Origin of the sequence: Streptomyces sp. 135 (assembly GCF_020026305.1) — a bacterium.
Lineage (GTDB): Bacteria > Actinomycetota > Actinomycetes > Streptomycetales > Streptomycetaceae > Streptomyces.
In genome coordinates this window covers 5,969,167-5,994,654 of record NZ_CP075691.1, presented here as the reverse complement: position 1 = coordinate 5,994,654, position 25,488 = coordinate 5,969,167, and the positions used below count along the sequence as shown (strand labels likewise).

Below are 25,488 nucleotides of genomic sequence, written 5' to 3'. Positions count from 1 at the left end.
GTCCGGCCGGCGGCGCCGCGGGCGCCGGCGCCGCTCGGGTCACCTCAGGCGGCCCGGGTGAAGCGGGACTTCCAAAGGGGCACGCTCACCCGCCCCTCGGCTTCGTCGCCGGTCGAGCGGCGGGCCTCGGCGCGGTGGCTCCGGCGGATCTCGCGGATCAGGTGGCGGCGGTCGGCCTCGCGGGCCAGCTCGGCGGCGCGCATCTGGTGCATCTCGTACTCGAACATCTCGTACCCCTTGGATGGTTGGTGGTGCCATCGCTCTCTGCGATGTCTCCACTCTCGTCTCCCAGGGGGGTCCCCCACATCGGGCGAGTGCCGCATCTCCTGCGGGCGGGGGTCCTTAGGCACGGCAAAGGGCGGGCCGGAGGCCTTAGCCCCTGACCCGCCCCTGCCTTACGTACGTACGGAATGACTCAGGAAGGTGCCGACGGGAGGCCGAGCAGCAGGTCCGAGTACTTGGCGACGGCGAGGATCAGTCCGATCACGCCCAGCACGACACCCGCCCACGCCACGGACTTGATCCACGGCGCCTGCTCCTGGCCGGGGGCGCCGAACGCGGGCCTGACCAGGACCACGAAGCCGGTGACCAGCGCCGAGAGCGCGAAGATGCCCGCGATCAGGGCGGTGATCTTCCAGGAGTCGCCGTACAGGACCTGGATCTGCTTGGCGACGCTCGCGGACCGGGCGGTCTCCAGCTGCCCGACGATGTTCGAGCGCGCGGCGGCGACCGTGCCGAGCCAGCCGCCGGAGAGGCCGATCACGCCGAGCGCGGCGGAGACCACGGCGGCGGCGCCCTGGCCGACCCCGGAGGACTTGGCGGGCCCGGCCACGACCACGACGTCGTCGGCATCGGCGTCCTCCACGCCGTCCGCGCCGTCGGTGCTCCCCGCTCCGTCCAGGTCGCCGGACGCCTCCGTGCCGGCGCTGTCCCCGGACTTCGTGACGTCGACCTCGGCCGCCTCCGTCGCCGGCGCCGACTCCTCGGCCCCGGTCACTTCCCCGGTCCCGGCGGCATCCTTGGCCCCGGCCGCGTCCTCTGTCTTAGTACCCATGCGCCGCACCGTACAGACGGAGTCTGAGAGCCGTCTTAACGAACGCCGTCCGCGGCCTCCCGCCCCGCCCGCCACTCCGGCGCGAGCACGGACCACACCTCCATGTCGTGCCGCACCCCCTGCCAGGGGAAGCTCTCCCGCAGCACACCGTCCCTGGTGAATCCGAGGCGCTCCGCGGCGGCCTTGCTGCGTTCGTTGCGGGACGACACCAGCCACTCCACGCGGTGCATGCCGCGCTCTTCGACCGCCCAGTCGATGAGGATCCGCGAGGCCTTGTTCACCAGGCCGCGCCCGGCGGCCGACGGCTGCAGCCACACGCCGATCTCGCAGCTGTCGGAGCCTGTGTCGAAGATCCGGAAGAGGACGCCGCCGACCAGGGCGCCCTCCAGCCAGATGCCGTAGAGGCGCCCGGTGTCGGAGGCCTGCTTGTCGGCGTACGACTGGAGGAAACCGCGCGCCGTCTCCAGGTCCTTCACCGTCACGGTGAAGGGCACCCACGCGCCCGCGTACTCCCGCGCGCGCTCGATGTGTCCGAGAAATTCCTGCGCCTGCCACGGCTCGATCGGCCGCAGCTCAGCGCCCTCGTCCAGCGATATCGCGAACATCCCGCTCCCGTTCCTCAGGTTGACTCACGTCCTCGTGCGGCTCCTGCCTTCCGCACTGCCCGGGGATACTCGCACGGTCGTGGCGCTCGTTCGAACGAGATTCGGGCGGCTCGATGCTGATGCGCGGCAGGAACCGGTCCAGGCTCCGCGGCAGCCACCAGTTGGCGCCGCCGAGCATGTGCATGAGGGCGGGGACGAGCAGGGTCCGCAGGACGAAGGCGTCGAGGGCCACGGCCGCCGCGAGGGCGATGCCGAACATCGCGATGACGCGGTCGCCGCTGAGGACGAAGGCCAGGAAGACCGAGATCATGATGACGGCCGCGGAGTTGATCACACGGCTCGTCTCGGCGAGGCCGACGCGGACGGCCCGCCGGTTGTCACCGGTCTCCAGCCACTCCTCGTACATCCGGCTGACCAGGAACACCTGGTAGTCCATGGAGAGTCCGAAGAGGACGGACACCATGATCACCGGCAGGAAGGGCTCTATCGGCCCGGCCGCGCCGAGTCCGAGCAGTTCGCTCCCCCAGCCCCATTGGAAGATCGCGACGACGACCCCGAACGCGGAGGCGACGGCGGCGACGTTCATCACGGCGGCCTTGAGCGGGATGCCGACCGAGCGGAAGGCGAGCAGGAGCAGGACGCAGCCGAGCGCGATGACGACGCCCACGAAGAGCGGCAGCTTCCCGACGATGATCTCCGCGAAGTCGTCGTAGCTCGCGGTGACGCCGCCGACCGCCACGTCCAGGGAGCTGCCCGCCTCGGCGCCGGGCAGGACGTCGTCGCGCAGCCGGTCGACGAGGTCGCTGGTCTCCTTCGCCTGCGGGGCCGAGTCGGGGACGACGGTGAGGAAGGCCGTGCGGCCGCCTTCGTCGTACGTCGCCGGGCTGACGGAGGCGACGCCCTCTGTCGACCTCAGCGTCGTGCCGAGGTCGTTCAGGGCGTTGCGGTCGCCTGCGCCGTAGACCTCGGTGACCAGCGTCAGGGGGCCGTTCACGCCCGGCCCGAAGCCGTCGGCGAGCAGGTCGTAGGCCTGCCGGGTGGTGGCGGACGCGGGGTTGTTGCCCTGGTCGGAGGTGCCGAGGTGGAGGGCGAAGGTGGGCAGCGCGAGCACGGCCATGACCAGGACCGCGATGCCACCGAGGAGCTTGGGGTGGCGTTCGACGAAGGCGGCCCAGCGGGCGGCGAGCCCGGTCGGCAGCTCCGGAGCCGGCCCGTGCTCGGCGAGCCTGCGTCGTTCGCGGCGGCTCAGGGCGCGCGGCCCGATCCAGGAGAGCAGGGCGGGCAGCAGCGTGACGGAGGCGGCGACGGTGAGGACGACGGTCAGCGAGGCGGCGATCGCGACGCCGTTGAGGAAGCCGAGCCGCAGGATGAGCATGCCGAACAGGGCGATGCAGACGGTGGCGCCCGCGAAGACGACGGCGCGCCCGGTGGTGGCGACGGCGCGCTCGGCGGCGACGGCCACGGGCAGGCCGCGTTTGAGGCCCTTGCGGTGCCTGGTCACGATGAACAGGGCGTAGTCGATGCCGACGCCGAGGCCGATCAGCGTGCCCAGCATCGGGGCGAAGTCGGCGACGGTCATCACATGGCCGAGCAGGACTATGCCGGCGTACGCGGTGCCGACGGAGACCAGCGCGGTGGCTATGGGCAGGGCGGAAGCGGCGAGCGAGCCGAAGGCCAGGAAGAGCACGACGGCGGCGACGGCGATTCCGACGACCTCGGCGACCTGGGCGCTCTTGGACTCGGTGAGGCCGATGGCGGTACCGCCGAGCTCGACCTCCAGGCCGTCGGACTCGGCGGCCTTGGCCGTGTCGACGACCCGCTGGGCGTCGGCCTTGTCGATGTCGTCGGCCTGCTCGCGGAAGGTGACGGTGGCGTAGGCGGTGCGGCCGTCCCGGCTGATCTGGCTCGCGCCCTGGCTGTCGTAGGGGCTCGCCACGGAGGCCACGGCGGGCAGTGCGGCGATGCCGTCCAGGGTGTCGGACATGGTCCGCTCGACGTCGGCCGCGCGGACGGTGCCGCCGGGGCCGGTGTGCCAGACGACGGTGTCGCTGTCGCCGCCGAGGCCGTGGAAGCCCCGGTCCAGGAGCTGGGTGGCGCGGCCGGACTCGGTGCCGGGGACCTCGTAGTCGTTCGAGTACGCGGATCCGGCGACGGCGGCGGCGGTCGTGGCGCCGCCGAGGGCTATGAGCCAGAGCAGGACGGCGAGAAGACGGTGCCTGACACACCACCGTGCGAGTGCTGCCACGTACTGGCTCCCTGGGTGATTTGTGGATCTTCATCGGGAACCGCAGTGGATCGACTGAACAGCCCGTAAAGAACGCATGTGAGACGACATGAGCGCCTCAGTCACCTTGACAGCCGCTTAAGATCGTTGGTCTCTTTCGTGGCCATGCTCACAAGAACACGAGGTGTGCGCGGAGGTACGTGGGGCACCTCCGCGCACCCGCGCGCGCTGGGGCGTCAGCCCGAGACGCTCGCGCGGCCGTTCTCGATGTGGCCCATGAGGCGGCGACGGAACGCGCTGTCGCGGTCCGTCGTGATCTCGACGTCGTACCAGCCGTGCTCGTCGTCGGTCCGCCAGGCGACGGTGCGGCTGCTGCCCGCCTTGACGCGGACGGTGCGCGTCCGGCGCCTGACGTCGGACTCGTCCACGTATCCGAGCGGCTTGACCGTGAAGACGAGCTCCCCTCGGCCGCGATTGGCGAGGGTGAGGTGGATCTCGCGGCGGGTGATCGCGGAGGCGAGCCGCGCGCCGCCGTCCTTGCCGCCCTTGCCCGGTGCGCCGCCCTCGAACTCCCGCCGGAAGCCGTTGGGCCCGGTGACGGTGAAGTCGTACGCGTCGCCGGGCACCGGCACGGTCCAGGAGCCCTTGCGGACGACGTCCTGGTGCCGGGGGATCGTGAACTCACCGGCGTAGGGGTAGAGGGCGAAGTGCGCGCTGGAGCGGCCGCCGTTGCGCAGCCGCACCGTGAGCGTGCCGTCCTCGGCGGGCCGCACGTCGGCGTCGGGCTGGTACGGCAGCGGGCGGGCACGCCGGACGCCCGGCTCCTGCACCGGCATGGACTGCTTCAGGGGCGGCTGGGGCCTCCAGCGTCCGCTGAACACCGGGATCGGTCCCGGCCGCTCGACGTCGGGCTGCCGGTGGCCGCGCCGGAAGTCGAAGGCGCCGGTGAGGTCGCCGGTGACCTTGCGGCGCCAGGCACTGATGTTGGGTTCCTCGACGCCGGTCCACTTCTCCAGGAAGCGCACGACGGAGGTGTGGTCGAAGACCTCGGAGCAGACGTAGCCGCCGACGGTCCACGGCGAGACGACGAGCATCGGCACGCGCGCGCCCAGCCCGGTCGGCCTGCCCTCCCAGCGCTCCTCCCGCTCCTCGGCCGAGTCGCCGCCGGGGACGGGCGGCGGCACGTGGTCGAAGAAGCCGTCGTTCTCGTCGTAGTTGATGAAGACGGCGGTGCGGCGCCACACCTCGGGGTGCGAGGCGAGCGCGTCGAGGATCTTGTAGACGATGGTCGCGCTGTGGATCGGCGACGAGACGCTGGGGTGCTCGGAGTCCACCGCTGAGGGCACCAGATAGGTGACCTTCGCGAGCTTGCCGCCCGCGACGTCCTTGGCGAACTCCTCGGCCAGCTTGCCGGTCGGCACGCGCCGCAGGCCGCGCTCGAACAGCGACCGCTCGTGCTTGGTCAGCGTGGCGACGCCCTCGTCCAGGGTGGCGAGCAGCTTGGCGCGCTCGGCCTCGTCCTTGGCGTCGCGCACCTTGGCGTAGAAGGCCTCCATGAAGGTGAGGCCGGTCTTGGCCAGGGCCTTGCGGGCGATGGCCTTGAAGGTGGTGAAGAACTCGATCTGGTTGTCGGTGAAGTTCTCCCACTCCGTGTACGTACGCCAGCTCACGCCCGCCTTCTCCAGGCGCTCGGCGTACGTCCCCCAGCCGTAGCCGGGGTGGGTGCCCTCGGCGTACGCGTCGTTGCCGACGGCCCGCTTGCCGTTCGCCTCGTGGCCCGTCTTCCCGCTCCACAGGTGGTTGCGGTTGGGGCTGGTGGAGGTGTGGATGGAGGAGTGGTAGGCGTCGCAGACGGTGAAGGTGTCGGCGAGTTCGTAGTGCAGCGGTATGTCCTCGCGCGTGTAGTACGCCATGGTCGCCGCGGTCTTGGCGGTGATCCAGCCGTCCATCCAGCCGTCGTGCCAGGCCTTGGCGCCGCCGCTCCAGGAGTGGTCGAGGTCGCCGATGTACTGGAGGTCCTTCTTCTGCGTCCTTGCGGCCTCCCGCACGGGGAAGGGCAGGACGGTGCGCAGGGCGTCGGGCTGCTCGAACACGGACTTGCCGCTCGGCAGCCGGATGACGTTGCGGTCGCCGAAGCCGCGCACGCCCCGCAGGGATCCGAAGTAGTGGTCGAAGGACCGGTTCTCCTGCATGAGGATCACGACGTGCTCGATCGAGTCGAGACCGCCGCCACGCGGCGGCTCGTGCGCGAGCGCCTCCTGCAACGACGGTGGCAGGAAGGAGCCGGCGGCGGCCGCGCCGAGCGCGCCGCCGCCGATCGCCATCAGGCGTCTGCGCGAAATCTCCGGAGTCACGTACGACCTCCCAGTAGTGCTGGCCGACAGCCAATGGTTCTCTGCTGATCCATTGCCTTGTACGGCGGGGACGCTAGTGACGTCTGGTTTCGTTGTGAAGGCCGCCGGCCGAAGTCGGGGTGAACGTCCGAAAGGTCCCGGACGCGGAGGCCGGCGGCCCGCTTCGGCGGCGCTCGGCGCGGGCGTTGTCAGTGGCGGGTGCCATCCTCGAAAGCATGGAGATCACCGCACGCGTCGCCGCTTTCACGGACCTGGTCGGGCCGCCGCCCGACCCTGTGCCCGCCGTCGACTGGACGGCCGTGGAGGCCTGGCTGGAGACCCCGCTCCCGGCCGACTACAAGGCGCTCGTGTCGGCGTACGGCCCGGCCGAGATAGGCGACCCCGATGCCACGTCCGTCCGGCTGCACACCCCGTGCGTCAGCGCCGACGGCCGGTATGAGTACGCCGCCTGGGTTCTGGAGACCCACCGCCATTCCGCGATCAGGCCGGGCATGTTCACCCGGGAGCGGCGCCGCTTCCTGCCCGACGAGGGTGGTCTGCTGGCCTTCGCCACGACCTCGGGCGGCGACCACCTCTTCTGGGACACCTCGGTCTCGAAGGACCCCGACGCGTGGCCCGTGGTGCTCCTGACCACCTCCGTCGCGGTAGGCGTCGCCGAGCCCTGGGTGGCGTACGAACTCCCCTTCCTGGAACTGCTGTTGACGGCGCTCGGCACCGGCGTGCCGAACCCCGGCGGGCCCGGCGGTCTCCTCGGCCCCCTGCCGCCCTCCGTGCGCACCTGGGCACCCCTCGCCGCCGCCACGCCCTGGACACCCCCGGCCCGGGGGACGTACGTGGACGCGCGCCAGCACGCCGCGCTCACCGAGGGCGAGGGTCTGGAGGCGGTCGCCGCGCTGATACCCCCGCCGCTCGCTCCCCACCTGGGCAAGGGCACCTGGGAGCAGGTCTTCGAGCGGCTCGGCACTCGGCTGCCGGCGGACTTCGTGGCGCTGAGCGAGCGGTACGGCGCGGGGAACTGGAGCTGGTGGCTCGACATGCCGGCCCCGCTCGACCTCGACCACCGGCTCGGCCTGGCGGCGGGCGTCGAGGAGATGCTGGAGGGGTACCGGAGCCTGCGCGAGGCGCATCCCCAGTACTACCCCATGCCCGCCTGGCCCGAGCCCCGCGGCTTTCTGCCGGTCGCCTCGACCATCGACGGGGACATGATCGGCTGGTGCGCCGAGGGCGAGCCCGAGCAGTGGCGCGTGGCCGTCAACCCCCGGCACGTGGACCAGGGCCCGCCCCTGGAGGGCAACTTCACCGAGACGCTCCTGAACTGGCTGCGCGGCGGCCCCGGCAACGCCGGCTTCTACGGCCTGCGCAAGGACCAGGACCCGCTGGAGGAGATGTTCTTCGAGCCGTTCGGTCCGCCGCGGCCCGACGACCGGTAGCGGCCCTGGCGGTACGGAGCGCGGTACGGAGAAGGGGCGGCGCCCCCTTTCGGGTGCGCCGCCCCTCACCTGGCCGGACCGGACTCAGCCTTCGCTGACGCCCAGCTTCTCCAGGATGAGCTCCTTGACGCGGGCCGCGTCGGCCTGGCCGCGGGTGGCCTTCATGACCGCGCCGACCAGCGCGCCGGCCGCGGCGACCTTGCCGCCGCGGATCTTGTCCGCGACGCCCGGGTTGCCGGCGATGGCCTCGTCGACGGCGGCGGTGAGCGCGCCCTCGTCCGAGACGACCTTCAGGCCGCGCTTCTCGACGACCTCGTCCGGGGTGCCCTCGCCCTTCAGGACGGCCTCGATGACCTGACGGGCCAGCTTGTCGTTCAGGTCACCGGCGGCGACCAGCTCGGTGACGCGGGCGACGTGCTCCGGCGTGATCGGCAGCGAGCCGAGGTCCACGCCCTGCTCGTTGGCGTGCCGGGCCAGCTCGCCCATCCACCACTTGCGGGCCGACGCGGCGTCCGCGCCCGCGTTGATGGTGGCGACGATCGGGCCGATCGCGTCGGCGTTGAGGATCGACTGCATGTCGTGCTCGGAGATGCCCCACTCCTCGCGGAGGCGGTTGCGGCGCAGCCGCGGCAGCTCCGGGAGGCCGGCGCGCAGCTCCTCGACCCACTCACGGGACGGGGCGACGGGGACGAGGTCGGGCTCCGGGAAGTACCGGTAGTCCTCGGCGTTGTCCTTGATGCGGCCGGAGGTCGTGGAGCCGTCGTCCTCGTGGAAGTGACGGGTCTCCTGGAGGATCGTGCCGCCCGAGGAGAGCACCGCGGCGTGGCGCTGGATCTCGTAGCGGGCCGCGCGCTCCACGGAGCGCAGCGAGTTGACGTTCTTCGTCTCGCTGCGGGTGCCGAACTCCTGCTGCCCCTTGGGGCGCAGCGAGAGGTTGACGTCGCAGCGCATCTGGCCCTTGTCCATGCGGGCCTCGGAGACGTCGAGCGCCTTGATCAGCTCGCGCAGCTCGGCGACGTACGCCTTGGCGACCTCGGGGGCCCGCTCGCCCGCGCCCTCGATCGGCTTGGTGACGATCTCGATCAGCGGGATGCCGGCGCGGTTGTAGTCCAGGAGCGAGTGCGAGGCGCCGTGGATGCGGCCCGTCGCGCCGCCCACGTGGGTGGACTTGCCGGTGTCCTCCTCCATGTGGGCGCGCTCGATCTCCACGCGGAAGACCTCGCCGTCCTCCAGCTGGACGTCCAGATAGCCGTTGAAGGCGATCGGCTCGTCGTACTGGGAGGTCTGGAAGTTCTTCGGCATGTCCGGATAGAAGTAGTTCTTCCGGGCGAAGCGGCACCACTCGGCGATCTCGCAGTGCAGCGCGAGGCCGATCTTGATGGCGGACTCGACGCCGATCTCGTTCACGACCGGCAGCGCGCCGGGCAGGCCGAGGCAGGTCGGGCAGGTCTGGCTGTTCGCCCCCTGCTTGAGCGTCGTCGAGCAGCCGCAGAACATCTTGGTCTTGGTGCCCAGCTCGACATGGACCTCAAGGCCCATGACGGGGTCGTACGTCGCGAGGGCTTCCTCGTACGACACCAGGTCGGTAGTGACAGTCACGGTGAAACTTTCCCTCTCAGCCCAGCAGGACGTCGTCGTCGCCGAGGCGCTTGAGCTCCCGCAGGAGCAGCGCGACGCCGGTGGCGATGGCGGCAGCGGAGACGACGGCGTCCACGAGGCGGAGCGTGTCGTGTTCGCGGCGGGCCAGCTTGGCCTGCTTGAGCACGGAGACCGCGCCGAACGCGGTGGTGCCGATCGACAGATACGTACCGGTCTTGGACTTCTTGAAGCCCTTGGCCTTGTTCAGAGCGCTCACAGCGACGGTGCCTCCTCCAGCAGCGGGTGCCCCCACTTTTCCACGAAGGCGGCCTCGACGGCGGCTCCCACCTTGTACAGGCGGTCGTCCTTCATGGCGGGGGCGATGATCTGCAGTCCGACGGGCAGGCCGTCCTCCGGCGCGAGGCCGCAGGGCAGCGACATGGCGGAGTTGCCCGCCAGGTTGGTCGGGATGGTGCACAGGTCGGCCAGGTACATCGCCATCGGGTCGTCGGCGCGCTCGCCGATCGGGAAGGCGGTGGTCGGCGTCGTCGGGGAGACGATCACGTCGACCTGTTCGAAGGCCTTCTCGAATTCCTGCGTGATGAGCGTGCGGACCTTCTGGGCGCTGCCGTAGTACGCGTCGTAGTAGCCGGAGCTGAGCGCGTACGTGCCGAGGATGATGCGGCGCTTGACCTCGTCGCCGAAGCCGGCCTCGCGGGTGAGCGCGGTGACGTCCTCGGCGGACCTCGTGCCGTCGTCGCCGACGCGCAGGCCGTAGCGCATGGCGTCGAACCGGGCGAGGTTCGAGGAGCACTCGGAGGGCGCGATCAGGTAGTACGCCGACAGGGCCAGGTCGAAGGAGGGGCAGTCCAGCTCGACGACGGTCGCGCCGAGGGACTTGAGCAGCTCCACCGACTCGTTGAAGCGCTGGACGACACCGGCCTGGTAGCCCTCGCCCGAGAACTGCTTCACGACACCGACGCGCATGCCCTGTACGGAGCCGTTGCGCGCGGCCTCGACGACCGGCGGGACCGGGGCGTCGATGGACGTCGAGTCCAGCTCGTCGTGCCCGGCGATGGCCTCGTGCAGCAGAGCGGCGTCCAGGACGGTGCGGGCGCAGGGGCCGCCCTGGTCCAGGGAGCTGGAGAAGGCCACCATGCCGTAGCGGGAGACGCCGCCGTAGGTGGGCTTGACGCCGACCGTGCCGGTGACGGCCGCGGGCTGGCGGATGGAGCCGCCGGTGTCCGTGCCGAGGGTGAGGGGGGCCTCGTAGGCGGCGAGGGCGGCGGCGGAACCGCCGCCGGAGCCGCCGGGGATGCGGGTGAGGTCCCAGGGGTTGCCGGTCGGGCCGAAGGCGCTGTTCTCGGTGGAGGACCCCATGGCGAACTCGTCCATGTTGGTCTTGCCGAGCAGGACGACGTCGGCCGCCTTCAGCTTCTTGGTGACCGTCGCGTCGTACGGCGGGATCCAGCCCTCGAGGATCTTGGAGCCGACCGTGGTCGGAACGCCCTCGGTGGTGAAGATGTCTTTGAGCGCGACGGGGACGCCGGCCAGCGGGCCGAGCTTCTCGCCCCTGGCGCGCTTCTCGTCGACGGCGCGGGCCTGCGCGAGGGCGCCCTCGCGGTCGACGTAGAGGAAGGCGTGCACCTTCTCGTCGACGGCGTCGATGCGGGCCAGGTGGGCCTCGGTGACCTCGACGGCCGTGAGCTCGCCGGAGGCGATCTTCGACGCGATCTCGGCGGCGGTGAGCTTGATGATGTCCGTCATGTTCTTTAGTCCTCCCCCAGGATCTGCGGCACCTTGAAACGCTGCTGCTCCTGGGCCGGGGCGCCAGAGAGCGCCTGCTCGGGGGTGAGCGACGGACGGACCTCGTCCGCGCGCATGACGTTCGTCAGCGGCAGCGGGTGCGAGGTCGGCGGTACGTCTTGGTCGGCGACCTCCGAGACGCGGGCGACCGCGCCGATGATGTCGTCGAGCTGTCCGGCGAAGTGGTCGAGCTCCTCGGCCTTCAGCTCCAGACGTGCAAGGCGGGCGAGGTGGGCGACCTCCTCGCGCGTGATGCCAGGCATGCGGCGATCCTCAGGGGTGAGTGTGCGGGTTGTGACCCCAATCCTATGGGGCCGGGTGGTGTGCCCGTTAAACGGTTTCCCCGCGGGGGCCCGGCGGCCCTCGGCCCTCCGCATCGGGAGGGCCGAAGGCGGGCGGTCAGTTCACCACGTGGTCCGAGGACTGGGACTGTCCCACGTCGGAGCCCTCGGCGAGCGCCGCCGCCGCTTCCGCCGCCACGTCCGCGGGCCGGCGCCAGCCGCGGGAGCCGCGCGCCCGCAGCCACGCGGTGGTCTCCTCCGGCGGCATCGCCGCGGCGACCAGCCAGCCCTGCACCGCGTCGCAGCCGAGGTCGCGCAGCCGCTCCCAGGTCTCGTCGTCCTCGACGCCCTCGGCGACGACGAGCAGACCGAGGGAGTGCGCGAGGTCCACCGTGCAGCGGACGATCTCCGCGTCCTCGTTGTCCACGGCGAGCCGCGCCACGAAGGAGCGGTCGATCTTCAGCTCGCTGACGGGCAGCCGCCGCAGGTGGACGAGTGAGGAGTAGCCCGTGCCGAAGTCGTCCAAGGACATCTTGACGCCGTGGCCGGTGAGCCCGGCGAGGGTGTCGGCGGCGCGTTGCGGGTCCTCCAGGAGCACGTGTTCCGTTATCTCCAGTTGCAGCGCTCCCGCGGGGACCCCGTGCCGGGCGAGCCGCGCCGCGACCGAGCCCGCGAAACCGGGTGTGTGGACGTCGCGCGGCGAGACGTTCACGGCGACGGGGACCTTCAGGCCCTGGGCCTGCCACTTGGCCACCTGACCGAGGGCCGACTCCAGGACGTACTCCGTCAGGTGCGGCATCAGCCCGGACGACTCGGCGATGGCGATGAACTCGTCCGGCGGGACCTTCCCGCGCTCGGGGTGCACCCAGCGCACCAGCGCTTCGAGGCCGGCCACCTTGCCGTCGAAGCGGACCTTGGGCTGGTAGTGCAGTTCGACGTCGCCCGCGTCCAGCGCCCGCCGCAGGTCGCCCAACAGGCCCAGACGGTCTGGGGTGTTGGAGTCCCGCTTGGACTCGTACACCTCGACGCCCGTGCGGTCCCGCTTCGCCTGGTACATCGCCACGTCCGCCCGCCGCAGCAGCCCCTCGGCGTCGAGCGCGTGGTCGGGGAAGACGGCGAGGCCCGCGCTGGCCTCCAGGACCAGGGTGAGGCCGTCGAGGTCGAGCGGCGAGCCGAGGGCCGCGACCAGTTGGCGGGCCACGCGCGTGGCGGAGGTCGTGGAGTCGGCGATGGGGAGCAGTACGGCGAACTCGTCGCCGCCGAGCCGGGCCGCCTCCGCGCCGCGCGGCAGCGCGAGCCGCAGCCGGTCCGCTATCTGCAACAGCAGCCGGTCACCGGCGAGGTGCCCGAGGGTGTCGTTCACCGAGCGGAAACGGTCCATGTCGATCAGCATCAGGGCGGAGCGCGCCCCGATCCGCTCGGCGTCGTCGAGGGCCGTCCAGGTCCGCTCCAACAGCCACTGGCGGTTGGGCAGTCCGGTGAGCGGGTCCCTCAGCTGCTCCTCCGCGCGGGCGCGGGCGATCCACAGGGTGGAGTCGAGCGCGACCAGGGGGATCGCGAAGAGCGGCAGCAGGATCGGCAGGGAGATCGCCACCACACAGATCAGCGGGGCGATGCCGAGCAGCGCGATGCCGAGGAGGCCCTGGCGCACCAGGGCCGTTCGGGTGACGGTGGGCAGGGCGCCGGTGCGCGGCGCGTGGACGTACCAGAGCAGTACGCGCGTGACGACGAGGTAGGCGACGGCGACCAGGGCCACCTCGGGGGCGGTGTACAGGTCCCAGGTCTCGGGCAGCCAGGGCGACTCGGCGGTCGGTGAGGTGCCGAACGCGGCCATGGTGAGCGCGCCCGCGCCGATGCCGAGGATGTCGACCGCGCCGTGCAGCACGCCCTGGCGCCAGCGGTGTCTGCGCGCGGCGCCGACCAGGACGACGACGGTGAGGCTGACCATGCCGGCCGGCACCCAGCCGTACAGCAGCAGGACGGCGACGGTGAGCGCCCCGCCGGAGCCCGTGCCGCCCCACCATCGGTCCCGGCCGAGGGCGACGAGGTGGCCGACGATGAGGCCGGTGAGCACGGCGAAGGACCAGCCGGCGGCGCCGGAGGGGAACAGCGTGTGCCGGCCCGTGAAGGCCTGGAAGAAGCCGGTGCCCAGCAGGACCGCGGCCGCCGTGACGACCACGACGGGCAGCAGCGGCCAGGCGTCGCGCGGGTCCGGCTCGGTGGGGCCGCCCGCCAGGGCCACGGCGCTCTCCGTGCCGCGACCTGTGGTGGGGGCCGTCCAGGCCCGCTCACGGGGTTCGATGGCCGTGCTCAGCGCCCCGGTCGAAGACCCGCTCGGGGTGGCGGAATCGGTGTCCTGTGCTGTCCGGCGTCCGCGCAGCCAGGTGCCCGGCGTGTGCCACCGGCGCGCGCGCAGCGGTGAGTCCGGGGCGGCGCTCTCGGTCGGTTCCATTCCCGTCCCTCTCACAGCCGGCGGTGCCCACGCCATACGGACTCGGCCCGGATTCGGCCGCGTCCACAAATCCGTCCCCTCGCTCTCGACGAGCAAGGGGCTGCTCTGCTCCCGAGCCCGTGTCGAGCAGGGGATGCTCCCTTCCAAGCTCTTGTTGAGCAGGAGATACCCCGTTCGCAGCGGGGCACGGCAGGCGCACACCTCAACAGTAGGCCGCAGAAGGCTTCCACGGGCAGCGGTCGACTACGGTTGCCCGAATGCGACCCGGCCACCCGTATGCATCTGGTATGCGCTGAACGGGTGGCCTTCAACCGCTACTCCTCGGTCGGAAGCGCGACTTCCCGCGCCGCGTCCGGTCCCTGTTCCAGCAGCACAACGAAGCCTTCCTCGTTGAGAACCGGAACCTTCACCTGCATCGCCTTGTCGTACTTGGAACCGGGGTTGTCCCCGACGACCACGAACGACGTCTTCTTCGAAACGGAACCGGTCACCTTCGCGCCCCGGGTCTGGAGCGCCTCTTTCGCGCCATCCCGGGTGTAGTGCTCGAGCGTTCCGGTCACGACGACGGTGAGGCCCTCCAGGGGGCGGGGGCCCTCGTCCTCGCCGCTCGACTCCTCCTCCATGCGCACCCCGGCCGCCCGCCACTTGCGGAGGATCTCGCGGTGCCACTCCTCGGCGAACCACTGTTTGAGGGAGGCCGCGATGACCGGGCCCACTCCCTCCGTCGTGGCCAGCTCTTCCTCGGTGGCCTGTTCGATGCGGTCGATGGAGCGGAACTCGCGGGCCAGCGCCTCGGCGGCCACCGGGCCGACGTGCCGGATCGAGAGGCCGGTCAGGACGCGGGCGAGGGGGCGCTCCTTGGCCGCCGCGATGTTCTCCAGCATGGCGAGGGTGTTCTTCTTCGCCTCGCCCTTCTGGTTGGCGAAGAAGGTGACCACCTTCTCCTCGCCGGTCTTGGGGTCGCGCTTGGGCAGGCCGGAGTCCTGGTCGAGGACGTAGGACTTGATGGGGAGCAGCTCCTCGACCTTGAGGTCGAAGATGTCGCCCTCGTCGAGGATGGGCGGCTCGGCGGGCTCCAGGGGCCTGGTCAGCGCGGCCGCGGCGACGTATCCGAAGTTCTCGATGTCCAGGGACTTGCGGCCCGCCAGATAGAAGAGGCGTTCACGCAACTGGGCGGGGCACGTCTGGGCGTTGGGACAGCGGAGGTCGATGTCGCCCTCCTTCATGGGCCGCAGCGCCGTGCCGCACTCGGGGCACTCGGCGGGCATCACGAACTCCCGCTCGGTGCCGTCCCGCAGGTCCACGACGGGGCCGAGGATCTCCGGGATGACGTCGCCGGCCTTGCGGATCACGACGGTGTCGCCGATCAGGACGCCCTTCTTCTTCACGACGTCCTGGTTGTGCAGGGTCGCGAACTCGACCTCGGAACCGGCGACGGTGACGGGCTCCACCTGGGCGTACGGCGTGACGCGGCCGGTGCGGCCGACGCCGACACGGATGTTGATCAGCTTGGTGTTGACCTCCTCCGGCGCGTACTTCCAGGCGATCGCCCAGCGCGGCGCGCGCGAGGTGGAGCCGAGACGGCCCTGGAGCGGGATCTCGTCGAGCTTGACGACGACGCCGTCGATCTCGTGCTCCACGGAGTGGCGGTTCTCGCCGAAGTACGCGATGAAGTCCCGCACGCCCTCGATGTCGTCGACGACCTTGTTGTGCTTGGCGGTGGGCAGGCCCCATTCGCGCAGCAGGTCATAGGCGTGGCTGAGGCAGTCGGTGTCGAAGCCCTCGCGGGCGCCGATGCCGTGCACGACCATGTGCAGCGGGCGGGTCGCGGTGACGCGGGGGTCCTTCTGGCGCAGTGAACCCGCTGCGGCGTTCCGCGGGTTGGCGAAGGGCTTGTCGCCCGCCTCCACCAGGCGGGCGTTCAGCTCCTCGAACTTCTCCATCGGGAAGAAGACCTCGCCGCGGATCTCCACGAGGGCGGGGACGCGCTCGCCCTTGAGGCGCTGCGGGATGTCCGCGATCGTACGGACGTTCGGCGTGATGTCCTCGCCGGTGCGGCCGTCGCCCCGGGTGGCGGCGCGGGTCAGCCTGCCGTGCTCGTAGGTGAGGTTGACCGCGAGGCCGTCGACCTTCAGCTCGCACAGGAAGTGGTAGCCCGGCGAGCCGACGTCCTTGGCCACGCGGTCGGCCCAGGCGGCCAGCTCGGCGTCGTCGAAGGCGTTGTCCAGCGAGAGCATGCGCTCGCGGTGCTCGACCGCCGTGAACTCCGTCTCGTACGAACCGGAGACCTTCTGGGTGGGCGAGTCCGGCGTCCGCAGCTCCGGATGTTCCTCTTCCAGGGCTTCGAGGGTACGCAGGAGCTTGTCGAACTCGGCGTCGCTGACGACCGGTTGGTCCTTCACGTAGTACCGGAAGCGGTGCTCCTCGATCTGCTCGGCCAGCTGGGCATGCTGATCCCGTGCCTCGGCGGGCACAGAGCCTTGCTGTTCGACAGCCACCGTAAAGTCCTCCCGTTACGTCATACCCAATTACTCAGGGTTGTCTGCGAGCGATCTCGCCGCCTTGACGCAGTGGGCGAGCACCGCGCGCGCGTACGCGGGAGACGCCCCCGCGAGACCGCACGACGGAGTGACCACGACCGACTCCGCGAGTGATCCCGGATTCAGCCCCAGCCTGCGCCACAACGTCCTGACACCCATGACGCTACCGGCAGGGTCTGACAATCGGCCGTCCACGCCCGGCACGACACCGGCGAAGAGCTTCGTGCCGCCCTCGACGGCCTCGCCGATGGTCTCGTCGTCACGCTCGGTGAGGAGCGAGGCATCGAACGAGATCGCGTGGGCACCGGCGCGGCGCAGCAGCGCGAAGGGCACGTCCGGCGCGCAGGAGTGGACGACCGTCGGGCCCTCGCCCTGTACGGCCAGGACGGCCCGCAGGGTGTCCTCCACGACCTGGCGGTCCACGGCCCGGTGGGTGCGGTACTCGCTGGCCGTCTTGACCTGCCCGCGGAGCACGGCGATGAGCGAGGGCTCGTCGAGTTGCAGCACCACCTGGGCGCCGGGCACCCTGCGGCGCACGTCGGCGAGGTGCTCGCGCAGGCCCTCGGCTAGCGATCCGGCGAGGTCGCGGCAGGCGCCCGGGTCGGAGAGCGCCGCCTCGCCGTTGCGCAGCTCCAGCGCGGCGGCGAGCGTCCACGGGCCGACGGCCTGGACCTTCAGCGGGCCCTCGTACCCTTGCGTGAACTCCTCCAGGGCGTCGAGGTCCTCGCCGAGCCAGGCCCTGGCCCGCTTGGTGTCCCGTCCGGGGCGGTCGCCGACGCGCCAGCCGCTGGGCTCCACGCGCGCGTACACGTCGACGAGCAGGCCGGCCGTGCGGCCGATCATGTCGGCGCCGGGTCCGCGCGCGGGCAGCTCGGCGAGGTAGGGCATGCCCTCCCGCGGTCCGTCGAAGCTGCCGGTGACGGTTTTCGCGGCCTCGCGGGCGTCCCCGCCGGGCATGGACCCGACGCCGGTGGCCGCGCCCCAGGTGAAGGTGTCGCTCATCGGCCCGGCCGCACCGTCAGGTCGTTGACCTCCGCGTCGCGCGGCAGGTCCAGGGCCATGACGATCGTCGTGGCGACCGACTCGGGGTCGATGAAGCGCGAGGCGTCGTACTCCTTGCCCTCCTGCTGGTGCACCTTGACCTGCATGGCGCTCGCCGTGCGGCCCGGGTAGACCGAGGTGACCCGGACGCCGTTGCCGTGCTCCTCCTGGCGCAGCGAGTCGGCGAGGGCCTTCAGGCCGTGCTTGGAGGCGGCGTACGCGGACCAGTCGGCGTGGGCGTTCAGGCCCGCGCCCGAGTTGACGAAGACGACGTGCCCTTGGGCGAGGCGCAGTTGCGGCAGGAAGTGGCGGGTCAGCTCGGCGGGGGCGATGAGGTTGACGTTGAGCTGGTGGCGCCAGGACTTGGGGGTCAGTTCACCGACCGGGCCGAGGTCGACGACGCCCGCGATGTGCAGGAGCGAGTCCACGCGCGAGGGCAGCGATTGGTGCCCGAAGGCCCAGGAGAGCTTGTCGGGGTCGGACAGGTCGCCCACCAGCGTGCTCGCGCCGGGGAACTGGGCGGCGAGCTCCTTGGCGCGGCCCGCGTCGCGCGCGTGGAGGACGAGTTCGTCGCCGCGTGCGTGCAGGCGGCGGGCGACGGCCGCTCCGATGCCGGAGCCGGCCCCGGTGATCACATGTGTTGCCATACCCGCCATGCTCGCATCACTGGGTGCCGATCGATTCCTCCAGGTAGGCCAGTGCGCCGACGGGCTCCTCGGCGAAGAAGACCAGGTCGGTGAGGGGCAGCGGCAGGAAGCCCTCGTCCTCCATGCGGCGGAACTGCTCCTTGAGGCCGTCGTAGAAGCCCGCGGAGTTCAGCAGGACCACCGGCTTGGTGTGCTTGCCGTGCTTCTTGAGCTCCAGGATCTCGGTGGCCTCGTCGAGGGTGCCGGTGCCGCCGACCATGATCACGATCGCGTCGGCCTTCTCCAGGAGCAGCGCCTTGCGCTCGGCGAGGTCGCGGGAGATCACCATCTCGTGGGGCTCGGCGACGGCCCTGGCCTTGGCCGCGAGGAAGTCCACGGAGACGCCGACGAGCCGGCCTCCCGCCTCCTCGACGCCGTCCGCCACGACCTTCATCAGGCCGCTCTCGGAACCGCCCCACACCAGGGTGTGCCCACCCTTGCCGAGCAGTTCGGCGAACTCCCGGGCGGGGCGGGTGTAGCGGTCGTCGAGGTCGGCGGCGGAGAGGAAGACGCAGATGTTCATGCGCTCACGGTACGGTCCGACACTGACAGCACCTGTCGAGGAGGGTACGTCGTGACCAAGGGACACCGGATCACCGTCGAGCAGGGCACGGACCACGTGCGGGTGGTGCACGAGGGGCAGGTGGTGGCGGAGAGCAGCCGCCCGCTCCTGCTGCGCGAGACGGGCTACCCGGCGCGCCACTACCTCCCGCCGGAGGACGTGCGCACCGACTTGCTGACGCCGTCCGGGACCACCACGCACTGCCCCTTCAAGGGCACGGCCTCCTACTGGTCGCTGCCGGGCGCGCCGGACGCGGTGTGGGCGTACCGGGAGCCAAAGCCGGAGGTGGCGGCCATCAAGGACCACTACTGCTTCTACGACGCGGAGATCACCGCTCAGCAGGGGTAGTCACCGGACGGCGGGGGCGGTCACCGGGGCGGCGGAGGCGAACGTCCTGCGGTAGGCGGCCGGTGAGACGCCGAGCACGGAACGCATGTGCTGGCGCAGGGAGTTGCCCGTGCCGAAGCCCGCGCGGTGGGCGACCACGTCCACGGGCAGGTCGCTGGACTCCAGGAGCCCGCGGGCCAGTTCGATGCGCTGGGCGGTCAGCCAGCGGCCCGGCGGCATGCCGACCTCCTCCTGGAAGCGGCGCGTGAAGGTGCGCAGGCTCATGCGCGCGTGCGCGGCGAGCTCGCCGAGGGGAAGCGGCTCCTGGAGCCGTTCCAGCGCCCACGCGCGCGTGGCGGCCGTCGTGGCGAGCGTCGGCTCGGGGACGGGCCGTTCGATGTACTGCGCCTGGCCGCCCTCGCGCCAGGGCGGGACCACGCACAGGCGCGCGACACGGTGGGCGACGGCGCTGCCGTGGTCGCGGCGCAGCAGGTGCAGGCAGAGGTCGACGCCGGCGCCGACACCCGCCGCCGTCAGGACGTCGCCGTCGTCCACGAAGAGGACGTCCTCGTCGACGTCGACCCGGGGGAAGGTCCGCCGGAAGTGGTCGGCCTCCTTCCAGTGCGTGGTCGCGGGGCGCCCGTCGAGCAGCCCGGCCGCGGCGAGGACGTACGAGGCGGTGCAGATCGACACCCAGCGCGTGCCGGGCCGCACCCGGGCGAGGGCGGCGGCGAGCGGTCCGGGCAGGACGCCGTCCTGGGTGCCGCCGCAGAGGCGGTCCGTGGGCGGGATCACCACCGTGTCCGCCTCGGCGAGCGCCTCGGGGCCGTGCTCCGCCATCACCTGGAACCCGGCGTCGGTGCGCACCGGGCCGCCGTCCACCGTGCAGACGACGACGTCGTAGAGCGGTTGCCCCTCGGCGTCCTGCGCGGCTCCGAAGATCCGGGGTGGGATGCCCATCTCGAAGGCGTACGCGCCGTCCAGCGCGAGGACCGCCACCCGGTGTCGTCCGTCTGCCGAAGCCATGGCCGAATCCTGTCACATCATGGCCGGACTGCCGGCACTGTGATCGGCGGACCCGCCCGCACTCTGGGTTCTCTGGCCGTTTTCGAACGAGGATTCAAGAGGATGATCATGAAGATGCGTGCCGTGAGCCCCCGCGCGTGGGGCGCCCCCGAGAACCTGGTCCCCGTGGAGGTCGACCGCCCCGAGCCGGGCCTCACGGAGGTCCTCGTCCGGGTGCACGCGGCGGGCGTCAACCCCGTCGACTGGAAGACCCGCGCGGAGGGCACCTTCGGTACCTGGGGCGACACCCCGATCCTCGGCTACGACGTGTCGGGCGTCGTCGAGGAGGTCGGCCCCGGAGTGACGCTGTACGCCCCCGGCGACGAGGTGTTCGGCATGCCGCGCTTCCCGGAGCAGGCCGGTGGGTACGCCGAGTTCGTCGCGGCGCCCGCCCGGCGCTTCGCGCCCAAGCCCGCGGGCATCGACCACGTCCAGGCCGCCGCCCTGCCCCTCGCGGCGCTCACGGCCTGGCAGGGGCTGGTGGAGACGGCCGGGCTGCGGGCCGGGCAGCGGGTGCTGGTCCACGCGGCGGCCGGCGGCGTGGGGCACCTGGCGGTGCAGATCGCCAAGACTCACGGGGCGTACGTCATCGGGACCGCCCGCGCCGAGAAGCACGACTTCCTGCGCGCCCTCGGCGTCGACGAACTCGTCGACTACGCGCGCGTGGACTTCACCGAGGCGGTGAGCGACGTGGACATCGTGCTGGACGGGGTGGGTGGCGCGTACGGCACGCGGTCCCTGGAGGTCCTGCGCCCCGGCGGCCATCTGGTGACGCTGCCCGATCCCGGCGGTCTGCCGGACGCCGGTCTCGCGCGGGAGCGCGGCATCCGCACGGGCTGGACGGTCGTCGAGCCGGACCGGCTGGGCCTGCTGGAGATCGCGCGCCTGGTGGACGAGGGCAGGCTGCGCGCCGAGATCGACACCGTGCTGCCCCTGGAGGACGCCGCGAAGGCGCACGCGTACGGCGAGCGGGGCCGCACGCGGGGCAAGATCGTGCTCCGGGTCGCGGACTAGCGAGGGGCAGGCCCTAGACGCCCGCCGTCACCCGGTCCGTCGTCGCGATCGTCGCCGAGCCCACCACGCGCGTGCCGTCGTACAGGACGATCGCCTGGCCGGGGGCCACACCCCGGACGGGCTCGGTGAAGGAGACGTTCAGGGTGCCGTCGACGAGCTCCGCGGTGACCTCCGTCTCGCCGCCGTGGGCCCGCAGCTGTGCCGTGTACGTGCCGGGCCCGGTGGGGGCCGCTCCGCACCAGCGGGGCCTGATGGCGGTCAGGGCGGTCACGTCCAGGGCGGCGGCCGGGCCGACCGTCACGGTGTTGTTCACCGGGGAGATGTCCAGGACGTAGCGCGGCTTGCCGTCCGGTGCGGGGGTGCCGATCCGCAGGCCCTTGCGCTGGCCGATGGTGTAGCCGTACGCCCCTTCGTGGGTGCCGAGGACCTCCCCGGACTCGTCCACGATGTCGCCCTCCGCCTTGCCGAGGCGGGCGGCGAGGAAGCCCTGGGTGTCGCCGTCGGCGATGAAGCAGATGTCGTGGCTGTCGGGCTTCTTGGCGACGGCGAGGCCTCGGCGCTCGGCCTCCGCGCGGATCTCCTCCTTGGTGGTGACCGTGTCACCGAGGGGGAACATCGCGTGGGCGAGCTGACGGTCGTCCAGGACCCCGAGGACGTAGCTCTGGTCCTTGGCCATGTCGGAGGCGCGGTGCAGCTCGCGCGTGCCGTCCTCGCGGACGATCACCTTGGCGTAGTGGCCGGTGACGACCGCGTCGAAGCCGAGGGCGAGGGCCTTGTCCAGGAGCGCGGCGAACTTGATCTTCTCGTTGCAGCGCAGGCACGGGTTGGGGGTGCGCCCCGCCTCGTACTCGGCGACGAAGTCCTCGACCACGTCCTCACGGAACCGCTCGGCGAGGTCCCACACGTAGAACGGGATGCCGATGACGTCCGCGGCGCGGCGGGCGTCGCGCGAGTCCTCGATGGTGCAGCAGCCCCGCGCGCCCGTGCGGAACGACTGGGGGTTGGCCGAGAGCGCGAGGTGCACTCCCGTCACGTCGTGTCCGGCCTCGGCCGCGCGGGCGGCTGCGACGGCGGAGTCCACGCCTCCGGACATGGCGGCCAGGACACGGAGGGGGCGCTGGGCGGGCTGCGGGGTCTCGGTCAAAGTCATAGCCCTAACAGAGTACGGGCCCGCGGGAACCGGATGCCCGTGAGTAAGCGTTGACGATCACATGGGGGAACCAGAGGCGCAGAAGCCGGGAGGCCGCGGAGTCAGCCGGCGCACCCTGCTGATCGGTGGCGGCGTGGCCGCCGCCGGCACGGCCGTACTCGCCCAGGACGAGCTGGGGCGGCTGTGGTGGCGGCTGCCCGGGGTCGTCAAGAGACGCAAGGAGGGCGAGGTCGACGCCAAGGGCGCGCAGTGGACCGCCGCATCGGACTACAACTGGCGGCGCGCCGACCGCCCCGACGACTACGGCATCGACCGCGTCATCATCCACGTCGTCCAGGGCGGGTACGCCACGGCGCTGCGCGTCTTCAAGGACCCGAGCCACGGCGCCGCCACGCACTACGTGGTCCGCAAGGACGGGCATGTGGCGCAGATGATCCGCGAGCTGGACGTGGCGTTCCACGCGGGCAACAGGAGCTACAACGAACGCAGCGTCGGCATCGAGCACGAGGGCTTCGTCGACGACAAGTCGTCGTTCACCGACGCGATGTACGCCTCGTCCGCGCGGCTGACGGCCGGGATATGCGAGCGGTACGACATCCCGGTCGACCGGGAGCACATCATCGGGCACGTGGAGGTGCCGGGCACGGACCACACGGACCCCGGCCCGCACTGGGACTGGGACCGGTACATGCGCCTGGTGCGGGCCGCCCGCGACGGGTCGGCGGAGAAGCGGAAGAAGGCCTAGCTCAGGCCCGCCGTCCGCGCCCGCTCCACCGCCGGGCCGATCGCCGCGGCCACCGCGTCGACGTCCGCCTTCGTCGACGTGTGGCCGAGCGAGAAGCGGAGTGTGCCGCGCGCCAGGTCGGGGTCGGTGCCCGTGGCGAGCAGGACGTGGCTGGGCTGGGCCACGCCCGCCGTGCACGCCGACCCGGTGGAGCACTCGATGCCCTGCGCGTCGAGCAGCAGCAGGAGCGAGTCGCCCTCGCAGCCGGGGAAGGAGAAGTGCGCGTTGGCGGGCAGCCGGCCCGCCGGGGACGGGTCACCGCCGAGGACCGCCTCGGGGACCGCCGAGCGGACCGCGGCCACCAGGTCGTCGCGGAGCGCGCCGATCTCGGCGGCGAAGCGCTCGCGGTGCTCGGCGGCGTACTCCCCCGCGACGGCGAAGGCCGCGACGGCGGGCACGTCGAGCGTCCCGGAGCGCACATGCCGCTCCTGGCCGCCGCCGTGCAGCACGGGGACGGGGCTGTACTCACGGCCGAGCAGCAGCGCCCCGATGCCGTAAGGACCGCCGATCTTGTGTCCGGAGACGGTCATCGCGGCGAGCCCGGAGGCCCCGAAGTCGACGGGGACCTGGCCGTAGGCCTGCACGGCGTCGGCGTGCAGCGGGACGCCGAACTCCGCGGCGACGTCGGCGAGTTCGCGGACCGGCTGGATCGTGCCGATCTCGTTGTTGGCCCACATGACGGTGGCCAGGGCGACGTCGTCGGGGTCGCGTGCGATCGCCTCGCGCAGGGCGTCGGGGTGGACGCGGCCGTGGGCGTCGACCGGGAGGTACTCGACGGTGGCGCCCTCGTGCTCCCCGAGCCAGTGGACGGCGTCGAGGACGGCGTGGTGCTCGACGGGGCTGGCGAGGACGCGGGTGCGGGCCGGCTCCACGTCGCGGCGGGCCCAGTACAGGCCCTTCACCGCGAGGTTGTCGGCCTCGGTGCCCCCGGAAGTGAAGACCACCTCGCTGGGGCGTGCGCCGAGCGACTCGGCGAGTGTCTCGCGGGCCTCCTCGACGGTGCGGCGCGCCCGGCGGCCCGCCGCGTGCAGCGAGGAGGCGTTGCCGGTGACGGCGATCTGCGCGGTCATCGCCGCGATCGCCTCCGGGAGCATCGGAGTGGTCGCTGCGTGGTCGAGGTAGGCCATGGTGCGACGATTCTACGAGTCGTACGGCGCCGTATGACCCGGCGGTATCAGCCTGCGAGACCCCAGGACACGGTGCCGTCCATCGAGACGAGCACGCCGAGGACGACGAGGTCGGCCACGCCGAGCCCGAGTCCGAGCAGCGCACGGCCGCTTCGGCCGGTGCCGCGCCACAGGGCGAGGCCCGCGAGGACGATCGCGAGGGGGCCGAGGAAGACGTTCAGGACGAGCAGTCCGAGCAGGCCGCAGACGAAGGAGGCGACGGCCATGCCGTCGGTGTCACGGCGTCCGGTGGGGCGCTCCGGGGCGCGGCGGCCGACGGGGCGCTCGGCGGCAGGACGTTCGGCGGAGCGCTCAGCAGCAGGGCCTGCGGCGGAGCGCTCAGCGTCGGTACGTTCGGCGGTGCGCTCGGCAGCGCGTTCGGTGGTGAGTGCCATGGTCGGGCTCCTTCCGGCTCAGTGGTGGTGGCGCGTGCGGCGCTCGCGGACCGCGAAGACCGCGAGCCACGCACCGATGGCCGCGGCGGCGACCAGCGTGGCCGTCAGCGGGAGGTGGGCCACGGAACCCATGGCGACACCCAGCAGGAGCAGGGCGGCGACAACGAAGAGCATGAGATCCCTCTCCAATCGGCGAACGCACCCCGGAGGCCGGGGCCAGTTCGGTGAACGCTTGTGGTAACAACTGTTCACTGACTTACAGGGTAGCCGCCCCCGCGCTTCCAAAACTCGGAGAACAGTTGTTAACTGCATGGCATGAGTCACACGCTCGGCGTCCGGCAGGCCCAGAAACAGAAGACCCGGCAGGCACTCCTCGACGCGGCGCTCCAGCTGCTCGAGGAGCAGAGCCTGAGCAGCCTCGGCCTGCGTGAGGTCACCCGCGCCGTGGGCGTCGCCCCCACCGCCTTCTACCGCCACTTCCGCGACATGGCCGACCTCGGCGTGGCGCTCGTCGAGGAGGCGCTCGGCAGCCTGCACACGGCGCTCACCGCCCTGCTCTCCGCGACCGGCGACAGCGCGGGCGAGGACGACGGGGAGGAGCGCATCGCGGCCACCGTCGAACTGATCGCCGCGTACGTCCGCACCCACCCCGCCCACGTCCGCTTCATCGCCCGCGAACAGCACGGCGGCGTACAGGCGGTGCGCGCCGCGATAGGCGGCCAGCTCGCCCTGTTCACCCAGGAGGTCAGGGACCAGTTCGCCCACGAGCCCCAGGCGGCGGGCTGGGCCGAGGACGATCTGCTGATGCTCGCCGGGATGTACGTCGACCACATGGTGATGACCGCGTCGGCACTCCTGGAAGCGGGCGAGGCGGGCGCCGACCCCGAGGCCGCGGAACGGGTAGCGGCCACGGCGCGCCGCCAGCTGCGCCTGGTCAGCCTCGGCCGCCGCCACTGGCTGGACGAGCACTGACC

The 25,488-nt window shown here is 71.9% G+C and carries 24 protein-coding genes; 5 read left to right on the top strand and 19 right to left on the bottom strand.

Translation table 11 applies throughout. The features are described from left to right. Positions 1-44: 44 nt before the first annotated feature. From KKZ08_RS27155 to KKZ08_RS27135, 5 genes are all read right to left on the bottom strand, one after another. A complete protein-coding gene (locus tag KKZ08_RS27155) occupies positions 45-227 on the bottom strand; it encodes a hypothetical protein (RefSeq protein ID WP_223776926.1) in 183 nt (60 codons plus the stop codon). A gap of 188 nt (positions 228-415) precedes the next feature. After that, positions 416-1,054, bottom strand: coding sequence for a hypothetical protein (locus KKZ08_RS27150; RefSeq protein ID WP_223776925.1), 639 nt, complete (start codon positions 1,052-1,054; stop codon positions 416-418). 35 nt (positions 1,055-1,089) lie between these two features. Further along, positions 1,090-1,659 carry a GNAT family protein gene (locus tag KKZ08_RS27145; protein WP_223776924.1) on the bottom strand — a complete coding sequence of 190 codons (570 nt, stop codon included), beginning with the start codon at positions 1,657-1,659 and terminating at the stop codon, positions 1,090-1,092. Then, entirely contained in the window at positions 1,628-3,904 is a 2,277-nt protein-coding gene (locus KKZ08_RS27140) for an MMPL family transporter (RefSeq protein ID WP_223776923.1), read from the bottom strand. The genes KKZ08_RS27145 and KKZ08_RS27140 overlap by 32 nt, the downstream gene beginning before the upstream one ends. Before the next feature lie 215 nt (positions 3,905-4,119). Then, complete coding sequence (locus tag KKZ08_RS27135) at positions 4,120-6,237, bottom strand: phospholipase C, phosphocholine-specific (protein WP_223776922.1); 2,118 nt, start codon at positions 6,235-6,237, stop codon at positions 4,120-4,122. A gap of 215 nt (positions 6,238-6,452) precedes the next feature. Between KKZ08_RS27135 and KKZ08_RS27130 the strand changes: the two genes are divergently transcribed. Continuing rightward, positions 6,453-7,667 (top strand): SMI1/KNR4 family protein, encoded by a 1,215-nt coding sequence (locus KKZ08_RS27130; RefSeq protein WP_223776921.1) that lies wholly within the window; start codon positions 6,453-6,455, stop codon positions 7,665-7,667. Positions 7,668-7,751: 84 nt separating this feature from the next. Here KKZ08_RS27130 and gatB read toward each other — a convergent pair whose 3' ends face one another. The 9 genes from gatB to KKZ08_RS27085 all read right to left on the bottom strand — a co-directional run bounded on the left by gatB (position 7,752) and on the right by KKZ08_RS27085 (position 18,574). After that, complete coding sequence (gene gatB / locus KKZ08_RS27125; RefSeq protein ID WP_223776920.1) at positions 7,752-9,266, bottom strand: Asp-tRNA(Asn)/Glu-tRNA(Gln) amidotransferase subunit GatB; 1,515 nt, start codon at positions 9,264-9,266, stop codon at positions 7,752-7,754. A 16-nt stretch (positions 9,267-9,282) separates the two neighbouring features. Beyond that, positions 9,283-9,522, bottom strand: a complete 240-nt coding sequence (locus tag KKZ08_RS27120; RefSeq protein WP_223776919.1) for a hypothetical protein — start codon at positions 9,520-9,522, stop codon at positions 9,283-9,285. Then, positions 9,519-11,012 carry an Asp-tRNA(Asn)/Glu-tRNA(Gln) amidotransferase subunit GatA gene (gatA, locus tag KKZ08_RS27115; protein ID WP_223776918.1) on the bottom strand — a complete coding sequence of 498 codons (1,494 nt, stop codon included), beginning with the start codon at positions 11,010-11,012 and terminating at the stop codon, positions 9,519-9,521. The genes KKZ08_RS27120 and gatA overlap by 4 nt, the downstream gene beginning before the upstream one ends. A 5-nt stretch (positions 11,013-11,017) precedes the next feature. Beyond that, positions 11,018-11,314 carry an Asp-tRNA(Asn)/Glu-tRNA(Gln) amidotransferase subunit GatC gene (gatC, locus tag KKZ08_RS27110; RefSeq protein ID WP_010984178.1) on the bottom strand — a complete coding sequence of 99 codons (297 nt, stop codon included), beginning with the start codon at positions 11,312-11,314 and terminating at the stop codon, positions 11,018-11,020. A 136-nt stretch (positions 11,315-11,450) separates the two neighbouring features. After that, positions 11,451-13,784 (bottom strand): EAL domain-containing protein, encoded by a 2,334-nt coding sequence (locus tag KKZ08_RS27105; protein WP_223776917.1) that lies wholly within the window; start codon positions 13,782-13,784, stop codon positions 11,451-11,453. A gap of 314 nt (positions 13,785-14,098) precedes the next feature. Next, the gene (gene ligA / locus KKZ08_RS27100; RefSeq protein WP_223776916.1) at positions 14,099-16,282 is read right to left on the bottom strand and encodes an NAD-dependent DNA ligase LigA; all 2,184 of its coding nucleotides are present in this window, start codon (positions 16,280-16,282) and stop codon (positions 14,099-14,101) included. A 30-nt stretch (positions 16,283-16,312) separates the two neighbouring features. Next, entirely contained in the window at positions 16,313-17,326 is a 1,014-nt protein-coding gene (locus tag KKZ08_RS27095) for a methionine synthase (RefSeq protein ID WP_223776915.1), read from the bottom strand. Next, positions 17,323-18,021 (bottom strand): SDR family oxidoreductase, encoded by a 699-nt coding sequence (locus KKZ08_RS27090; RefSeq protein ID WP_223776914.1) that lies wholly within the window; start codon positions 18,019-18,021, stop codon positions 17,323-17,325. The genes KKZ08_RS27095 and KKZ08_RS27090 overlap by 4 nt, the downstream gene beginning before the upstream one ends. Positions 18,022-18,028: 7 nt before the next feature. Next, entirely contained in the window at positions 18,029-18,574 is a 546-nt protein-coding gene (locus KKZ08_RS27085; RefSeq protein WP_223776913.1) for a TIGR00730 family Rossman fold protein, read from the bottom strand. A 51-nt stretch (positions 18,575-18,625) separates the two neighbouring features. Here KKZ08_RS27085 and KKZ08_RS27080 point away from each other — a divergent pair, with 51 nt between their 5' ends. Further along, positions 18,626-18,961 carry a DUF427 domain-containing protein gene (locus KKZ08_RS27080; RefSeq protein ID WP_223776912.1) on the top strand — a complete coding sequence of 112 codons (336 nt, stop codon included), beginning with the start codon at positions 18,626-18,628 and terminating at the stop codon, positions 18,959-18,961. Here KKZ08_RS27080 and KKZ08_RS27075 read toward each other — a convergent pair whose 3' ends face one another. Further along, entirely contained in the window at positions 18,962-19,966 is a 1,005-nt protein-coding gene (locus KKZ08_RS27075) for a helix-turn-helix domain-containing protein (protein WP_223776911.1), read from the bottom strand. A gap of 114 nt (positions 19,967-20,080) precedes the next feature. Here KKZ08_RS27075 and KKZ08_RS27070 point away from each other — a divergent pair, with 114 nt between their 5' ends. Further along, positions 20,081-21,019 carry an NADP-dependent oxidoreductase gene (locus tag KKZ08_RS27070; protein ID WP_223779210.1) on the top strand — a complete coding sequence of 313 codons (939 nt, stop codon included), beginning with the start codon at positions 20,081-20,083 and terminating at the stop codon, positions 21,017-21,019. Positions 21,020-21,032: 13 nt separating this feature from the next. On the opposite strand, the gene mnmA is transcribed toward KKZ08_RS27070, so the two are convergent. Further along, positions 21,033-22,163 (bottom strand): tRNA 2-thiouridine(34) synthase MnmA, encoded by a 1,131-nt coding sequence (mnmA, locus tag KKZ08_RS27065; RefSeq protein ID WP_223779209.1) that lies wholly within the window; start codon positions 22,161-22,163, stop codon positions 21,033-21,035. Positions 22,164-22,230: 67 nt separating this feature from the next. On the opposite strand from mnmA, the gene KKZ08_RS27060 reads away from it, so the two are divergent. After that, on the top strand, positions 22,231-22,914 hold the full coding sequence (locus KKZ08_RS27060; protein WP_223776910.1) for an N-acetylmuramoyl-L-alanine amidase: 684 nt from the start codon (positions 22,231-22,233) through the stop codon (positions 22,912-22,914). Here the strand turns inward: KKZ08_RS27060 and KKZ08_RS27055 are convergent. The 3 genes from KKZ08_RS27055 to KKZ08_RS27045 form a co-directional block, all read right to left on the bottom strand. Beyond that, complete coding sequence (locus tag KKZ08_RS27055; protein ID WP_223776909.1) at positions 22,911-24,080, bottom strand: cysteine desulfurase family protein; 1,170 nt, start codon at positions 24,078-24,080, stop codon at positions 22,911-22,913. The genes KKZ08_RS27060 and KKZ08_RS27055 overlap by 4 nt on opposite strands. A 47-nt stretch (positions 24,081-24,127) precedes the next feature. Beyond that, positions 24,128-24,346, bottom strand: a complete 219-nt coding sequence (locus KKZ08_RS39025) for a DUF4190 domain-containing protein (protein WP_320591924.1) — start codon at positions 24,344-24,346, stop codon at positions 24,128-24,130. A 186-nt stretch (positions 24,347-24,532) separates the two neighbouring features. Next, positions 24,533-24,688 carry a hypothetical protein gene (locus tag KKZ08_RS27045; RefSeq protein WP_223776907.1) on the bottom strand — a complete coding sequence of 52 codons (156 nt, stop codon included), beginning with the start codon at positions 24,686-24,688 and terminating at the stop codon, positions 24,533-24,535. Positions 24,689-24,829: 141 nt separating this feature from the next. Here KKZ08_RS27045 and KKZ08_RS27040 point away from each other — a divergent pair, with 141 nt between their 5' ends. Beyond that, a complete protein-coding gene (locus tag KKZ08_RS27040) occupies positions 24,830-25,486 on the top strand; it encodes a TetR family transcriptional regulator (protein WP_223776906.1) in 657 nt (218 codons plus the stop codon). Positions 25,487-25,488: the final 2 nt, after the last annotated feature.

Excerpts from the sequence above, each read along its gene's own strand:
- KKZ08_RS27090 (WP_223776914.1), bottom strand. The coding sequence starts at position 18,021 with ATGGCGGGTATGGCAACACATGTGATCACCGGGGCCGGCTCCGGCATC.
- KKZ08_RS27085 (WP_223776913.1), bottom strand. The coding sequence starts at position 18,574 with ATGAACATCTGCGTCTTCCTCTCCGCCGCCGACCTCGACGACCGCTAC.
- KKZ08_RS27130 (WP_223776921.1), top strand. The coding sequence starts at position 6,453 with ATGGAGATCACCGCACGCGTCGCCGCTTTCACGGACCTGGTCGGGCCG.
- KKZ08_RS27045 (WP_223776907.1), bottom strand. The coding sequence starts at position 24,688 with ATGCTCTTCGTTGTCGCCGCCCTGCTCCTGCTGGGTGTCGCCATGGGT.
- KKZ08_RS27155 (WP_223776926.1), bottom strand. The coding sequence starts at position 227 with ATGTTCGAGTACGAGATGCACCAGATGCGCGCCGCCGAGCTGGCCCGC.
- KKZ08_RS27055 (WP_223776909.1), bottom strand. The coding sequence starts at position 24,080 with ATGGCCTACCTCGACCACGCAGCGACCACTCCGATGCTCCCGGAGGCG.
- KKZ08_RS27060 (WP_223776910.1), top strand. The coding sequence starts at position 22,231 with ATGGGGGAACCAGAGGCGCAGAAGCCGGGAGGCCGCGGAGTCAGCCGG.
- KKZ08_RS27105 (WP_223776917.1), bottom strand. The coding sequence starts at position 13,784 with ATGGAACCGACCGAGAGCGCCGCCCCGGACTCACCGCTGCGCGCGCGC.
- KKZ08_RS27075 (WP_223776911.1), bottom strand. The coding sequence starts at position 19,966 with ATGGCTTCGGCAGACGGACGACACCGGGTGGCGGTCCTCGCGCTGGAC.
- KKZ08_RS27070 (WP_223779210.1), top strand. The coding sequence starts at position 20,081 with ATGCGTGCCGTGAGCCCCCGCGCGTGGGGCGCCCCCGAGAACCTGGTC.
- KKZ08_RS27040 (WP_223776906.1), top strand. The coding sequence starts at position 24,830 with ATGAGTCACACGCTCGGCGTCCGGCAGGCCCAGAAACAGAAGACCCGG.
- gatA (WP_223776918.1), bottom strand. The coding sequence starts at position 11,012 with ATGACGGACATCATCAAGCTCACCGCCGCCGAGATCGCGTCGAAGATC.
- KKZ08_RS27150 (WP_223776925.1), bottom strand. The coding sequence starts at position 1,054 with ATGGGTACTAAGACAGAGGACGCGGCCGGGGCCAAGGATGCCGCCGGG.
- KKZ08_RS27145 (WP_223776924.1), bottom strand. The coding sequence starts at position 1,659 with ATGTTCGCGATATCGCTGGACGAGGGCGCTGAGCTGCGGCCGATCGAG.
- gatC (WP_010984178.1), bottom strand. The coding sequence starts at position 11,314 with ATGCCTGGCATCACGCGCGAGGAGGTCGCCCACCTCGCCCGCCTTGCA.
- KKZ08_RS27095 (WP_223776915.1), bottom strand. The coding sequence starts at position 17,326 with ATGAGCGACACCTTCACCTGGGGCGCGGCCACCGGCGTCGGGTCCATG.
- KKZ08_RS39025 (WP_320591924.1), bottom strand. The coding sequence starts at position 24,346 with ATGGCCGTCGCCTCCTTCGTCTGCGGCCTGCTCGGACTGCTCGTCCTG.